Source organism: Falsibacillus albus (assembly GCF_003668575.1).
In the GTDB taxonomy this organism is placed as follows: Bacteria; Bacillota; Bacilli; order Bacillales; family DSM-25281; genus Falsibacillus; species Falsibacillus albus.
This window is the reverse complement of sequence record NZ_RCVZ01000002.1, coordinates 250,037-264,919: the sequence shown is the minus strand read 5'-3', so window position 1 is coordinate 264,919 and position 14,883 is coordinate 250,037. Positions and strand designations below refer to the sequence as shown.

Below are 14,883 nucleotides of genomic sequence, written 5' to 3'. Positions count from 1 at the left end.
CTTCGTGTTTCCTTTACCTTTATCTCACACAAATCGCTCCAAGGAAAATTTGAACGCCAATTTTCACAGTCTCTTCGCCTCTGAGCAAGCCCGTGCCGCTTTTCTAATCATTGACCTTGCATGGGTGATTCAGTACACTAAAGGAAGCTTTTATATTGAAAGGTGATTGAATTGAACATTGAGATAAAAGGGATTGAGGATGAAAAATTCCATCGTCCGCTGCAGCTGATTGCAAATTTATTCTTTGAAGATCCAATTGTTTCATTAAGGCCGCTTGTAGAAAAGGATCTCACCATTGCTTTGACTCTGGATGAAGTGGACGGATTCATGAAGGCAAGCGCTCGATTATATACAGAAGAAGATCAAAGAAATTTCAGTGATGAATATGAAAAGGCCATTGAAGGTGAGATGACTGCAAAAGAAAGGTTCAGGCTTGAGAAGAATGTCCTTTCACATGTGTATCTAACCGTGCTTCAGGACTACACTGGCATCGTCCAAAAGTGGGGGATCCTGACCGGGATGCGTCCTACCAAACTCCTCCATAAGGCAGTCCGTGATGGGATCGCGACTGAAGAGGCACACCGCAGCCTAAAAGAAAACTATTTGATCACAAATGAAAAGATTGAGTTGATGCAGACAATCGTTGACCGGCAATTGTCTGTCGTGCCGGATCTTTATGATGTGAGAAATGAAGTGAGCATTTATATCGGGATTCCTTTCTGCCCTACTAAATGTGCATATTGTACCTTCCCTGCCTTTGCCATTCAAGGGAAACAGGGAAGGGTCGATTCCTTTCTTGCAGGGCTCCACTATGAAATGCGCGAGATGGGAAAATGGCTAAAAGAAAATAATGTGAAAATCACCACGGTCTATTATGGTGGAGGGACTCCGACTTCAATCACAGCGGAGGAAATGGATCTCCTTTATGATGAGATGTATCAAGCCTTCCCAGACGTCGAGAATATCCGTGAAATTACCGTGGAAGCAGGGAGACCGGATACGATCACGCCGGAAAAACTGGATGTACTGAAAAAATGGAATATCGATCGAATCAGCATCAATCCACAGTCGTATACGCAAGAAACCTTGAAGGCAATCGGGCGCCATCATACCGTGGAGGAAACGATTGAAAAATTCCATCTGGCACGTGGGATGGGGATGAACAACATCAATATGGACTTGATCATCGGCCTGCCTGGAGAAGAAGTTCCTGAGTTTACTCATACGCTCGAAGAAACAGAGAAATTAATGCCTGAATCGCTCACTGTACACACTTTGTCATTTAAACGTGCGTCAGAAATGACCCTGAACAAGGATAAGTATAAAGTGGCGCCGCGCGAGGAAGTGGAACGCATGATGACCTTGGCGGAACAATGGACAAAAGAACATAATTATACACCATACTATCTGTACAGACAGAAAAATATTCTTGGAAACCTTGAGAATGTAGGGTATGCACTCGAAAACCAAGACAGCATTTATAACATCATGATCATGGAAGAAGTACAGACGATCATTGGAATCGGGTGCGGGGCGGCAAGCAAGTTCATCCACCCTGAGACAGGAAAGATTACGCATTTCAATAATCCGAAAGATCCAAAGTCCTACAACGAGGGCTTCCAGGAATATACGAATAAAAAAATCGACATATTGAATGAGTTGTTTTCTAAATATTAGTAAATGAACCTGCCTTTATCCAATGGAATCGGCAGGTTTTTAATTTGGATGATGAAAATGTCGTATTTATTTTCGAAAAATTATAACTATTTATATTTAATCTTTCTTAGATATCCTTTATTCTATTAATAGATGATAGAAAGGGGATAAACATGAATTTAATAAAATCATATGAAACCATCCATGTGGAAATAAAAGAAGAAGTCGCTTTTGTAACCATGAATCGCCCTCAACAGCTGAATGCTTTAAATGGACTGCTTATTCAAGAGCTCGGGAGTTGTTTGAAGGAGCTAAAAAATACTGAAGAAATCAACATTTTGGTTCTTCGGGGAAATGGACCTGCTTTTTCGTCCGGTGGAGATATCAAGGAAATGCTTAATATCAATCAAGATGAGCAATTTTTTGACATTATGGATCACATAAACGAATTAATGGAAACGCTTTATTCAATGCCGAAGCTGACCATCAGCTGCATTCAAGGAGCAGCGGCAGGTCTCGGACTGAGCATTGCTTTGGCGACAGACCACATCGTTGCTGATAAGACTAGCAAAATTGCGATGAATTTCATCGGGATCGGATTGATTCCGGATGGCGGAGGACATTTCTTGCTCGAAAAAAGACTTGGTGCAACAAAAGCCAAGAGGGTTATTTGGGATGGGAAAATCATGAAGGCAGAGGAAGCCCAGCAGCTCGGCCTGGTCGATCAGTTAGTCGAAGAATCAATGGCAGTGGATCTAGAAAATCTCCTTTCAAATTGGAGAAGGAAACCATTAAAAGCGATGATTAAAACAAAAATGATCTATGCAGAGATGGAACTGGACAAGCTGCGGAATTACCTTGAACTAGAAAAGCTAAGTCAATATGAAATGCGTCAAACAAAAGATCACTTGGAAGGAATCAAAGCATTCGTAGAAAAGCGTCCGCCGATTTTCCAAGGAAAATAATAAAAAACTGTCCTCAACGCAGATGCGTAGTGGACAGTTTTTTTAACGATTGTTTCTAAGATGCCGCTCATTAAGCATGGAATAATAACAGCTTTCCGGATGAAGAGGTGCAGCGGTGAGTGCTCTCAAGCAGGTTCTTTTCTTCCAGCATCGTTTTTCCGATTTCTTTTGCTTCAAGATCGTCCTTGGCTTCGAAGGATTCATCCAAAATCTTTTCACCATCAGGCTTGAATGCGGTTAATTTATACATGGGCAGACTTCCTTTCATTTGCAAACGTTTTACTATTATTCTTGCATAATTTTCTGAAAATGAAAAGTTTTAAATTTTTGCAAAAAAACAATGGAAAAGTGAACCATTTTCCGTTCTCATCCGTATAAAGAAGAGTGACGAAGGAGGGATTTTTGATGACGCTAACGATACATAATGTCACAAAAAGATACGGGGACCATTTGGCTGTTGATCATCTATCACTTTCCATTCCGGAAAAAGATATGTTCGGTTTTCTGGGGGCGAATGGCGCCGGCAAAACGACTACATTCCGGATGATCCTCGGCTTGATTGATGCAACCTCAGGGAGTATAGAGTGGAATGGGGAGCCGATCGATTACTCAACAAGCCCATTCATTGGATATCTTCCAGAAGAGCGGGGACTTTATCCAAAGCTGAAAGTAAAAGACCAGCTCGTTTATCTTGCAAGACTGAGAGGAATGAGCAAGCAGGATTCATTGAGAGAAATAGGACACTGGCTCGATCGATTCAAAGTTCCTGAAAATGCAGATAAGAAAGTAGAGGAGTTGTCGAAAGGGAACCAGCAAAAGATCCAATTCATCGCTTCGGTGCTTCATAAACCAAAGTTGCTGATCCTGGATGAACCATTCAGCGGGTTGGACCCTGTCAATGTGGAGCAATTGAAGGAAGCTGTCATTGATATTAAGAATAGTGGATCGACCATCGTATTTTCCAGCCACAGAATGGAACATGTGGAAGAACTTTGCCAGAACCTCTGCATCATGCATAGGGGGAAGCCGGTCGTCCATGGAGGATTGAAGGAAATCAAACGTGACTTTGGGAAGAAGAACGTTTCCGTTCATGCAGACTTTGATTTAAGCCACCTTAAAGAGATAAAAGGGGTTTTAAAATGGAAACCGACCGCTGAGGGAGCTGTTCTGCAGGTCGATGACGAGAAAACCTCAGAATCTGTGCTGAACGAATTGATCGGAAAAGGCTTCATCCGAAAGTTTGAACTGGAAGAGCCATCATTGAACGATATTTTCATCGAAAAGGTAGGTGCTTCCTATGAATAAGTTTTGGATCATTCTATCGCATGCTTTTTTGACCAAATTGAAAGCAAAGTCCTTTATCGTCATAACGGTCATCATGATCGTGGGCGTCCTGGCGATGACGAATATGGAACGAATTGTCGATTTGTTCTCAAACGGCAAGGATGAAAAGAAAATTGCAGTGATGGACCAAACGGGAAATGTATTTGATTCGTATAAAGCTCAAATGAAAAACATCAATAAAAATATCATTCTTTCAAAAGTAAAGAGTGATGAAGAGAGTCAAATTGAGAAACAGGTCAGGGAAGGGAAGTATGATGGATATTTATCAATAAGGACTGACGAGAAAAATATCATCGATGCAGTCTATAAAGCAAAAACCATTACAGATTCGGATACGATGGGCGACCTGCAGACAGGGTTGCAAGGCGTCAAGGCGATGCAGGCTGCAAGTCAATTGAAGCTTGCCCCGGACCAGCTACAACTCCTGAATAATCCGGTCCAATTTGATAAGGTCGCCCTTTCCAACAATGCAAAGACACAAGAGGAACTGAATCAGGCACGGGGGCTGGTCTACATTCTTCTATTCATCATTTATTTTGCAGTCATCTTTTATGCTAATATGATCGGTATGGAAGTGGCGACAGAGAAATCTTCGAGGGTCATGGAAATTTTGATTTCCAGTGCAAGTCCGATTCAGCATATGTTTGGAAAAATTCTCGGCGTTGCCTTGCTCGGGTTGGCGCAAATGGCGCTGATTCTGACAGTGGGCTATATTTCACTGAAACAGAATTATCAAAATATGAATGATGGCTTCTTTGAGGTATTCGGGTTCGGAAATATTTCCGTTTCGACCATTGTGTATGCGGTTGTATTCTTCTTGCTCGGCTATTTGCTTTATTCAACATTTGCTGCCTTTTTGGGATCTTTGGTGAGCCGTATTGAAGACATGCAGCAAATGATCATGCCGATGACCTTTCTGATCATGATCGGCTTTTTCATTTCCATGTATGGGTTGGGCAATCCTGAAGCAAAATTCGTGACTGTTACTTCCTTCATCCCATTTTTCACTCCGATGATCATGTTCATGAGGATCGGGATGCTTGATGTTCCTACATGGCAGGCGCTTCTTGGCATTGCGGCATTGATTGCTGCGATTATCGCACTGGCATGGTTCGGAGCGCGTGTTTACCGAGGCGGAGTCTTGATGTACGGCAAATCCAATTCCTTCAAGGATATCAAAAAAGCACTCCAGATTACGAAAAATTAGGTGAATATTAAAGACAAAAGGGATCGAGAGCTGTATCATCGACTCCCTTTTTTCATTTTTTTGTTACAAAAGTTGTCCGTTCCTAATCGCTGCAGGCACTTGCTCTTCACGGGGAGGGGAGCCTCCTCGGCTGCGCCCTGCGGGCAAGGTGAGACCCCGCAGCGAAGCGAGGAGATGCAAGGCGGATGTTCGATTAAGTTCGGCACTTCCTCGAAAAATGCCAAGCATTTCTTCTTCGTGCGATGTGTCGCTGCCGAAGTGTTCCTTGTCCTGTGCCAACATCGAACGACCTCACATCCTGTGAGGCCCCTCGGAAAGCGAGCATCCTTCCACGGAAAGCAACAACGCATGTGTTTTTAATTTGCGATAAATAGTCTATAATGAAGAATATAAGAACGTGTATTCGTATTAGGAGGGAAATGTCATGCAGGTATTGCGATTCATACATACTGCCGACTTGCATCTCGATAGCCCGTTTAAAGGCTTGAATAAACTGCCAGAAAAACTTCTCTACCGACTGCAGGAAAGTACGTTTCGATCCTTTGAAAGAATCATAGAGGAAGCGGTTAAACGGGAGATGGACTTTGTCATCATTAGCGGCGATCTCTATGATGGCGAGGATCGAAGCATAAAAGCCCAAGCTCGAATGAAAAGACAATTGGAAAAATTAGCAGAGCGGCGCATACCCGTATTCATCATTCATGGGAATCATGATCACATGGGTGGAAGATGGACAAAGCTTGAAATGCCGGAAAATGTACACATTTTTCACACCGAACCAGAAGTGAAGTCAATTGAAACAAATAATGGATCGGTTGTACACGTTTACGGTTTCAGTTATGCCGAACGCCATATATATGATAGGAAAATCGACCGCTTTAAGAAGGAAAATCAGGGGGGCTTCCACATTGGGCTGCTTCATGGACATTGCGAAGGGAGCCCGTCAACCCATCAGCCTTATGCTCCTTTTACGGTTAATGAACTTCTCGCAAAGGAATTTGATTACTGGGCACTCGGGCATATTCACCAACATGCAGTTCTTTCTGAAGACCCCTATATCATCTATCCAGGTAATATCCAAGGCCGTCATCGCAAGGAAAAAGGGGGAAAAGGATGTATTGAAGTGAACCTTTGCAAGGATCATACATCAATCCAATTTATTGAAACAGCAGATATCATTTGGGAAGAATCTGTCGTTTCGGCAGCAGGCATCACGGAATTCAATGAATTGTTTACACTGCTGACCGCTGAACTCGTGAGGTTCAGAAAAACCGACCAGGGAGTCATTCTTGGAATTCAGTTGGTCGAAACGGAAGCTTTGTCTGCTGAGGCAATAGATAAAATACATTCTGGCGAATTGCTGGAAATACTGCAGGATGATGAAGACCCCGAGCAAAACTTTGTATGGATAAATTCCATTGATATAGAGGCAAAGACTTTCAGCAATGCAGGTGTATTTGACACTGGATTCATGGATGAATTGAAGGCTGCCTTTGAAGGATTTGAACGTCATCATTTGGAAGAAAGCACCAAGGACTTATATCACCATATGTTTGCCAGAAGATATTTGCATGATTTGGAAGAGGAGGAGGAGAAAGCGGTTATCGAAAAGGCACAGCAGCTGATCCTCCAGCATCTTCAAAAATAGGCACTGGCGGGAAAGGAGTGAAGGGCATTGTACATAAAAAAAATACATATATACGGCTATGGGAAAATTGAAGATTTCATAATTGAACCGGACCAGGGACTGCAAGTGTTCTATGGCAAGAATGAAGCCGGAAAATCGACCATTATCGCTTTCATTCAAAGCATTTTATTTGGTTTCCCGACCAAAGTGCAAAACGAACCGAGGTATGTTCCAAAGACGCATACAAAATATGGCGGACAGCTCACGATTGAAACTGAGAAATATGGAAGTGTCATCGTTGAACGAGTCAAAGGAAAGGCTGTCGGTGATGTCAAGGTAATTCTTCAGGATGGAAAAACAGGCGGAGAAGAAATGTTGGAACTGGTTTTGGATGGAATGGATAAACCGACATTTCAGGCAATATTTTCGTTCAGTGTCCATGGCCTCCAGCGTGTCCACCAATTAAGCAAAGAAGATATTTCCAAGTATCTCTTTTCAGCAGGAACGATGGGGACAGAAGGAATATTTCAGGCTGAAAATGAGCTGCAAAAAAAAATGGAACAGCTATTTAAACCAAATGGGCGCAAACCTGATTTAAATCAACAGCTACATGATATCCGTGAATTTGAAAAAGAGGTGAAAAAGGCGAGGCATGGCAATGATCAATATGAAAACCTGCTTCAGGAAGAGGATCGAATGGATCGCGAGCTGCGAGGTCTGATCGATGAAGAAAAGAGACTGTCGGAGAAGATGCTTGAATTGAAGCACCTTGATAGTGTAATGCCGCTTTATCAAGAGTTTTTACTAACGAGCAATAGGCTTGAGGAACTGGCGAATGTATCATTTCCTTCAGATGGACTGAACAGGCTGGAGAAGTGTCTGGAAAAACAGGGGAAAGTGATTGCTGAACATGATTCCATTATCGAACAAAGAAAAGAAATCATGCAGCGGCTTGAAAAATATGCCCCAGATTCCTATCTTTTGGAGCATGAAGCGGCAATATCACAAAAAATAACTGAATGGCCGCTGTTTCTTCAATGGAGTGAGGAAGTCACAAGCCAATTGCATGCCATCGAAGATTTAGAAGAAAAGATCGATCTTTATAGGCGACAATTGAACATGCCTGTGGAGACCATTGAACAGTGGGATAAGCTCCAGACAGGGATTCAATTGAAGGGTGAGGTAAAGGATGTCATTGCAGAGCATTTAAAGCTTGCCGCATTAAAGGAAGAAATTCATGATAACAGGCAAAAAGAACAAAATAGGGTGAAAGAATGTGAAGCAGCGCTTACAATGGTGGAAGAGCAGCTTCTACAGGAAGAAGAGTTTCGAAAACTGGAAAAATCGATTCAAGCTGAAAACTCCAAACAGACTTTGGGACTAGAAGCATCCTTGATTACAGATCGTATCAAAGAGTTGGAATTGGAAGGGCGAAAGTCAGGAAGTCATTTGCAAAATCTTATCGAATGGATTTTGGCGATTGTATTTTTATTAGGAGCGGTTTGGGGGATGGTCCAGGTTCAAATCATGATAGGCATCCTTTCCATTGTTTTGTTAACTGTGATTGCAGTGAAAATCACCTTCAATAAGAGAAAGCAGGGGATGGACAGGAAACATAGAGAATCAAAGCTCAATGATTTGAAAGAAAGAAAAAAAGATATTCAACTTCTGCTGCAAGAAGACGGCAATGATAACCAAACCAAAAGAGGACTTTATCATTCACAATTGAAATTAAGGAACGAATGGAAACAGATCCTCATCCGGCTTGAAGAGCAGCAGGCGCGCTGTCAAGAATTTTCAGCTGAAATCGAGCGACATGCCAAGAATTGCGAGGAACATGAAAAAAGGACTGCAGATTTAAGGAAAAGCCTTCAAGTGCCTTATTCATTTCCAATCCTTCAGCTGGAGGATGCTTTCAATTATATTCAGGAGATTATCCAGCTATCAAGAGAAGTGATGAAACGGAAGGGATATGCCCAAAGTGCAGCTGTGAAGAAGGAAGAATGGGAAAGACAGTTGAGGCAATTGATCTCTCCGTTGGGATGGAAGGAATTCCAACTGGATGAAGTGGTCTTGAAATTGAAGGAACGGATGAAACAGGAAGAAGAGAAGCGGTTTTATTACCGGGAAGCTTCACAAAAGTCGATGCAATATGATGAAAGGTATATTAAGGCCGAGAATGAAAAACAGCAATGTGAGCTTCAGCTTCGCAAACTTTTCGAGCTGGCAGGTACTGAAGATGAAGAACAATTCAGGAAAGCAGCGAAATTGGCCGAGGAAAAGGTAAGTATGGTTGAACGAAAGCAGCTTCACCTTATGCAATTGGCAGAAGGAGATATTAAATCCCTGGATCAGTTCGACTCACATTCTGCACTTGAAGAAGAATTGACGGCGACGGAATCCTTAATGAAAGAATGCAGCGGAAAAATACAAGAATTGCAGGAAAAGAAGTCCTCGTTGGTTCACAAATTGAAAGTACTCGAAGAAGGCGGGACCTACACTAACATGATGCATCGCTTCAATCACTTGACGTCTAAATTTAATGATCTTGCAAAAGAATGGGCGGCTTTGGCTGTGGCCAAAAACCTTTTATCCAATACAATCAACCGGTATGAGAAGGAGCGTTTCCCAAAAGTCATTTCAATAGCAATAGACTATTTGTCCACCTTGACTAATGGTGAATATACAAACATTATCCAAAAAGAAGATAAATCCTTTTTTGTCATCAGGAAAGATGGTATTCCATTTGAGCCTGATGAATTGAGCCAAGCTGCATCTGAACAAGTATACACAGCATTCAGGTTTGCCCTTGCTGCTGTGTTGTTAAAAGAATCGCCTGCACCAATGATTATTGACGACGCTTTTGTCCATTTTGACAGGGAGCGAATGCAGCAGGTGAAAACAATGCTTTCAAAAGTGAGCAGTCATACTCAAATCCTGTTTTTTACGTGTCATGAACATATTAGAGAATTATTCCCAAAGGAACAGCAGTCCTTATTGGGTGAAACAAGGAAGGAACCTATCAGGGTACAGTAAGCTGAGAAGGTGATGATTCCACCATCAGAAGGATGTATGATATACTTTCCATAAAGGAAAATTCGGAGGTATGGATGATGACAAGAGGTGTACTTCATTACGATATTGGAGATCAAGTCGATCTTTATTTATTGATTAAAACTTCAACAAAAGCGACAGCCAGCAATGGCAAACCGTTTTTGACCCTGATTCTGCAGGATAAATCAGGCGATATCGAGGCAAAACTTTGGGATGCATCGGATGAAGACGAAAAGATGTATCAAGCTCAAACTATTGTCAGGGTAAATGGCGATCTTCAAAATTATCGTGGACGCCAGCAGCTTAAGATTCGCCAGATTCGTCCGGCTACTGCGGTGGATGGAATGGAAATTTCGGATTTCCTTGAAACCGCCCCGGTCAGCAAAGATGAGATCAATAGCAAGGTCACACAATATATTTTTGAAATGAAAAACCCAAATATTCAACGCGTTACTAGGTACTTGCTAAAAAAATACCAAACTGAATTCATGGAGTATCCGGCGGCAACCAAAAATCATCATGAGTTCATTTCCGGGCTCGCATATCATGTCGTTTCCATGCTTGATTTGGCCAAAGCGATTGCTGGCCTTTATCCATCATTGGACAAGGATTTATTATATGCCGGAATCATCTTGCATGATTTAGGAAAAGTAATTGAATTGTCCGGTCCCATCTCGACGACTTATACGATTGAGGGAAACCTGCTCGGACACATCACTATCATGATCAATGAAATTGGAAAAGCAGCGGAAGAGCTCGGGATAAACGGAGAGGAAATTGTCGTCCTGCAGCATTTGGTCCTTTCCCACCATGGAAAGCCGGAATGGGGAAGTCCGAAGCCTCCAATGATCAAAGAAGCCGAAATTCTTCATTATATTGATAATCTTGATGCAAAAATGAACATGCTTGACCGTGCACTGGAAAGAGTCAAGCCAGGTGAATTCTCCGAGCGAGTATTCGCATTGGAGAACAGATCGTTCTATAAACCAACTTTTCATAAGTAAATCAGCAAAGCAATGGTAATAAGGGAATCCATGACACTCTAAGAAGGGGAATCGGATTCCCTTTTTTATTTAGGCTCTTTTCTTATACTTCGTTGCTTTAGCAAATAAAGCGGGATCGTTTAAGCAAAGTTTCTTCTTCAATATAGCTATTTTTACGTGCTCTGTTAAAGCTTGGCGTTGATATTAGAGCGTTTCCAGCTGTTGATTGGAGTGCAAGACGAAGACTCCGGTGGGATTAGCGGGACAGTTAGAAAAGCGGCGGGGCTTTGCCTAGGGGCGACAAGCATAAGCCGAATCTGAGGGAAAGGGGTCCTTTGTTTTTTTGACAGAATCTGCTTATGACCTCGGGCCCCTAAGCCCCAGAGCTAGACAGGTGAGACCCCGCAGCGGAAATCAACTATACAACTTAATGAATATCAACTAAGTTTACTAAAAATTCAATTGAAAATCGCCTCTGATTTTTTTGAAAGCATATTTTGTGCATACATCCATTTAGACAAGCATAGAGTGGTGATAAGTAAAGAATTCAGGAGGATTGAGAAATGGAACTGCCTATTTGGATATATTTCGTTGCAGCAGGAATTCTATTCAGTGCGTTCATGTCAGTAAAAAGCGCAAAGGAAGACCGGGAAGAAGAACAGGAATGGCTTGAAAAAGAAGGCGAAATCTACATTGAAAGAATGGAAAAGGAAAGGGAAATGAGGAAACAACTGAAGGATGGGGCATGAAATGCAAAAAAGCATGAAGGATAAGATCCTTCATGCTTTTTCATGTTTATTTCTGATCGCTTGATTGGTCAGAGGATTGATTTGAACTGGAATCGGCTCCAGTTGCTGAGCCATTGCTTCCGTCCGCACTTGCACCAGAAGAAGGCTGGCTATTCAATAATTGATCGAAAGTGGATTTTAAATCCTTGTCTTCCACTTTTAGATCCGCTTTTTTGATTTCATTTTTCATGGCTTCTTGAATCTTGGTTTGATCGACTTTTGAAGCTTTAACTTGTTCAGTCAGCTCTTTCTTCATATCATCAAATGATTTCTTCTTCTTCTTATCAGTCAATTTAATGATATGGTAGCCATACTGTGTTTTGACAGGTTTGCTTACTTCGCCGACTTTTAAGGCATAAGCGGCTTTTTCAAACGTTGGATCCATTTTTCCTTGGCCAAACCAGCCTAGGTCTCCGCCGTTTTTCGCTGAACCTGTGTCTTTGGAATATTTCTTCGCCAAATCAGCAAATTTTTCGCCATTTTTCAATTTCGTTTCTATTTCATTAGCTGTTTTTTCATCATCGACTAAAATGTGGCTTGCCTTGATTTCAGGCTGATAATCGTCATATGCCTTTTTCAATTCTTTGTCGGTAACTTTAACATCTTTAGTTGCCGCTTTTTCCTGTAAAAGGCCGATCTTCAATGTTTCTCGAAGGTCTTTTTCATTTTTGTATCCATATTGTTGAAGAGCTTGTTCGAAATTTGGACCTAACTGATCTTTGATCTTGTTGATTTTTTGGTCGACTTCTTTATCAGTAACTTTGTACTTGTCAGATAAGACTTTTTCAAATACTAATTGTTGAAGTGCTTGTTCACCGTATTTATCTTTCATTGCTTCATATAATTGATCTTTTGTAATGTTCCCTGCATCAGTCTTGGCAACAACATCGCTGCCCCCGCCGTTTCCACTGCAGCCAGCCAGGCCAATTACTCCGGCAGCTAATGAAAGGGATAAAATCCATTTTTTCATGCTGAACAACTCCCAATATAAAAATGTCGTGGGTTGTACAAATCCACAAAACATACTATATCACAAATCGATTCAGAAAAAAAACATTTATCAGAGACTTTTGGTAAAAATGGGCATTTGAATCAACCCAATTGTCACACAATTTTCATAAGATAATTTGAAGAGAAAAGGAGGTAATTGACCATGGGTGCTGGTTTTAATTCAGGATTTGCATTGCTGGTTGTGCTGTTTATTTTATTGATTATCGTAGGTTCCGCTTATATTTGTTAAGAAAATTAAGTAAATAGTCCCTGTCTGGGCAGGGGGATTGTTAATATTCTTGGCTCTATATAGATGGAAATCTCGATTTTTTGAAAAAATATGATGAATGCCTAAACGTTCTTTCATCGAAATGAATAGTATATTTTAGTCCTTTTAAAGGAGGTGGAACATATGGGTGCGTACGGTGGCGGCTTCGCTTTAATCGTAGTGTTGTTCATCTTGTTAATTATCGTAGGTGCAGCTTGGCTGTAATATAAAATCATGGAACATAAGGCATGGTATCGCCTTATGTTCCACAATGAAAGGTGGCAAACGTTCATGACTTGCGGATATAACAGCGGTTTTGCGCTATTAGTGGTTCTTTTTATCCTACTTATCATCATCGGAGCTTCTTGGCTTTACTAATCATTCCAGCAGCTGAAAAAGAGACAGACTCATTCGAGTCTGTCTCTCTTAGCTATGTATACAGCAGGCCGATTCGATTATGCGAACAAAATTTCTACATAAGATGATACGAGTAGTATGGTTATCAATATATTAATCGTCCGGAACACCTTTCCTTGCTTATCTTCAGGGATTTCCTTCTGAACACATAAAGAATTAGTTAAGGTGTTAATGAAATATAAAATAAATATCGCTAGAACTACAAAAGCGGAGATCATCTTAACCCCTCCCCTTTATCTCCTCTACCGATAACGATACCAAATTTTTTTCAAAAAAGATAGAGTTATGGCATCAGATCTTTGGATATTGGAGAAATTTCAGGTTTCATCGTTTGAATGAATTATGTTATCCAATATAAAAAATGAGTGATATTATTATATCATGTCATTAAAACGAACAGCGGAATATTATGAAGTAAAGGAACGTGATGAAATGAAATTGCTGCTTGAAAGGATTGAAAAGCTCGAATTTCAACAAAAGCTTTTATTGAAAATGATGTCACCGAAAGGTTTTGAATTTGACCAATTAATCATTGAAAAGAATTTGTCGGAGCAAGATGTAATGGACTTCCACAGATTATGTGAAGAGCTGAACAAAGAGCTGAAAGAACAAAAAGCGGAAGGATTTGTTTTTTATTCTCCGCTTTTTAAAAAATTCAATGAAAGGCTTCATTCTCAGTTAGAGCCCGCAGAAGTGATCGATGCCTGCAAAAAACAAAAGCTTTATGAAGAACTGATGCTTCTATTGGAGCAAAACATATAGATATTATATGGTTTCTTTCACTTCTTCCGATATTTTTATTATCTGTCCCTTTTCCTCAATAAAATCAGTTTCGAAGTTATTAAAAGATTTCTCAAAGATTTCCATGAAATCATCGCCATAAATATTTTTTACGATTGTCATCATTTCAATGATTTCCGGGAATTTTCCATAGAGATCTCTTAAAGGCATGGCCCCCTTGAAGACAATATTATCTGTGGGCTTATAGTTTTTCATCGAGTTTAATAGAATTTCTTCACCTTGTTCGGTTAGTTCGACATAGGTGTTTCGCTTATCATTCTCTTTCTTGGAAAATCTTAAGAGATTTCTTTCCTCAAGCTTCTTCGAAAAATTAAATGCGGTGGATACGTGCATGACACCGAATTTAGCCACATCAGAGATGGACGCTCCTTTAAGGTGGTAGGCAATCCATAAAATGTGATGTTCATTGATATTGAGATTGTAAGGTTTAATCCATTGCTGCCAATCTTTTTCTATGGATTTCCATAATGCCTTGCTTAGTTGGGCAATACGCTGGCTGAACAGCATCGCTTCTTTCATGGAAAATGGAGTTTCTGTCATTTCATTCACCTACTTATCTATGTATTTTTTCTTTCTTTTGGTAATAGGAAAGAAATCGCTCTTTTAGGAAGCCCTTACATATTATTATGCCAATAAAACAAAAATTAATAAAGATGTAAATTTACAAAATTTTTTGAAATAATGAATTTTCAACGAAAAAAAGACGATGTTTTTAAGAAATTATGGGATTGCATCATATAAAAAAGTAATGCAGGAACTGAACAAGTTGTAAGAGGAATGCTT

At 40.6% G+C, this 14,883-nt stretch carries 16 protein-coding genes; 12 read left to right on the top strand and 4 right to left on the bottom strand.

Annotated elements, in window-relative coordinates; all coding sequences use genetic code 11:
- Positions 1–171: 171 nt before the first annotated feature.
- Positions 172–1,677 (top strand): coproporphyrinogen III oxidase, encoded by a 1,506-nt coding sequence (locus tag D9X91_RS03945; RefSeq protein WP_121679259.1) that lies wholly within the window; start codon positions 172–174, stop codon positions 1,675–1,677.
- Positions 1,678–1,829: 152 nt separating this feature from the next.
- Positions 1,830–2,621, top strand: coding sequence for an enoyl-CoA hydratase (locus tag D9X91_RS03940; RefSeq protein ID WP_121679258.1), 792 nt, complete (start codon positions 1,830–1,832; stop codon positions 2,619–2,621).
- Positions 2,622–2,691: 70 nt separating this feature from the next.
- Here the strand turns inward: D9X91_RS03940 and D9X91_RS03935 are convergent, their stop codons facing one another.
- Positions 2,692–2,871, bottom strand: a complete 180-nt coding sequence (locus D9X91_RS03935; RefSeq protein ID WP_407644172.1) for a YhzD family protein — start codon at positions 2,869–2,871, stop codon at positions 2,692–2,694.
- Between the two features lie 155 nt (positions 2,872–3,026).
- On the opposite strand from D9X91_RS03935, the gene D9X91_RS03930 reads away from it, so the two are divergent.
- The 6 genes from D9X91_RS03930 to D9X91_RS03900 all read left to right on the top strand — a co-directional run bounded on the left by D9X91_RS03930 (position 3,027) and on the right by D9X91_RS03900 (position 11,585).
- On the top strand, positions 3,027–3,926 hold the full coding sequence (locus D9X91_RS03930; RefSeq protein ID WP_121679257.1) for an ABC transporter ATP-binding protein: 900 nt from the start codon (positions 3,027–3,029) through the stop codon (positions 3,924–3,926).
- Positions 3,919–5,172: an ABC transporter permease gene (locus D9X91_RS03925; RefSeq protein WP_121679256.1), complete on the top strand. Its 1,254-nt coding sequence runs from the start codon at positions 3,919–3,921 to the stop codon at positions 5,170–5,172. Before D9X91_RS03930 ends, D9X91_RS03925 begins: the two co-directional genes overlap by 8 nt.
- A gap of 424 nt (positions 5,173–5,596) precedes the next feature.
- On the top strand, positions 5,597–6,820 hold the full coding sequence (locus tag D9X91_RS03915; RefSeq protein WP_121679254.1) for a metallophosphoesterase family protein: 1,224 nt from the start codon (positions 5,597–5,599) through the stop codon (positions 6,818–6,820).
- Between the two features lie 27 nt (positions 6,821–6,847).
- Entirely contained in the window at positions 6,848–9,835 is a 2,988-nt protein-coding gene (locus D9X91_RS03910; protein ID WP_121679253.1) for an ATP-binding protein, read from the top strand.
- 77 nt (positions 9,836–9,912) lie between these two features.
- Complete coding sequence (gene yhaM / locus D9X91_RS03905; RefSeq protein ID WP_121679252.1) at positions 9,913–10,857, top strand: 3'-5' exoribonuclease YhaM; 945 nt, start codon at positions 9,913–9,915, stop codon at positions 10,855–10,857.
- Between the two features lie 542 nt (positions 10,858–11,399).
- Positions 11,400–11,585 carry a sporulation YhaL family protein gene (locus D9X91_RS03900; protein WP_121679251.1) on the top strand — a complete coding sequence of 62 codons (186 nt, stop codon included), beginning with the start codon at positions 11,400–11,402 and terminating at the stop codon, positions 11,583–11,585.
- A 46-nt stretch (positions 11,586–11,631) separates the two neighbouring features.
- Here D9X91_RS03900 and D9X91_RS03895 read toward each other — a convergent pair whose 3' ends face one another.
- A complete protein-coding gene (locus D9X91_RS03895) occupies positions 11,632–12,594 on the bottom strand; it encodes a peptidylprolyl isomerase (protein WP_121679250.1) in 963 nt (320 codons plus the stop codon).
- Positions 12,595–12,777: 183 nt separating this feature from the next.
- Between D9X91_RS03895 and D9X91_RS03890 the strand changes: the two genes are divergently transcribed.
- From D9X91_RS03890 to D9X91_RS03880, 3 genes are all read left to right on the top strand, one after another.
- Entirely contained in the window at positions 12,778–12,864 is an 87-nt protein-coding gene (locus D9X91_RS03890; protein ID WP_121679249.1) for a YjcZ family sporulation protein, read from the top strand.
- A 162-nt stretch (positions 12,865–13,026) separates the two neighbouring features.
- Positions 13,027–13,107 (top strand): YjcZ family sporulation protein, encoded by an 81-nt coding sequence (locus D9X91_RS03885; protein ID WP_114744072.1) that lies wholly within the window; start codon positions 13,027–13,029, stop codon positions 13,105–13,107.
- A gap of 66 nt (positions 13,108–13,173) precedes the next feature.
- On the top strand, positions 13,174–13,260 hold the full coding sequence (locus D9X91_RS03880; RefSeq protein WP_121679248.1) for a YjcZ family sporulation protein: 87 nt from the start codon (positions 13,174–13,176) through the stop codon (positions 13,258–13,260).
- A 77-nt stretch (positions 13,261–13,337) separates the two neighbouring features.
- Here the strand turns inward: D9X91_RS03880 and D9X91_RS22810 are convergent, their stop codons facing one another.
- Complete coding sequence (locus D9X91_RS22810; protein WP_121679247.1) at positions 13,338–13,517, bottom strand: hypothetical protein; 180 nt, start codon at positions 13,515–13,517, stop codon at positions 13,338–13,340.
- 163 nt (positions 13,518–13,680) lie between these two features.
- Between D9X91_RS22810 and D9X91_RS03870 the strand changes: the two genes are divergently transcribed.
- Positions 13,681–14,061 carry a DUF1878 family protein gene (locus D9X91_RS03870; RefSeq protein ID WP_233569557.1) on the top strand — a complete coding sequence of 127 codons (381 nt, stop codon included), beginning with the start codon at positions 13,681–13,683 and terminating at the stop codon, positions 14,059–14,061.
- Between the two features lie 3 nt (positions 14,062–14,064).
- Here the strand turns inward: D9X91_RS03870 and D9X91_RS03865 are convergent, their stop codons facing one another.
- On the bottom strand, positions 14,065–14,640 hold the full coding sequence (locus D9X91_RS03865) for an HTH-type transcriptional regulator Hpr (RefSeq protein ID WP_121679246.1): 576 nt from the start codon (positions 14,638–14,640) through the stop codon (positions 14,065–14,067).
- Positions 14,641–14,883 lie beyond the last annotated feature (243 nt).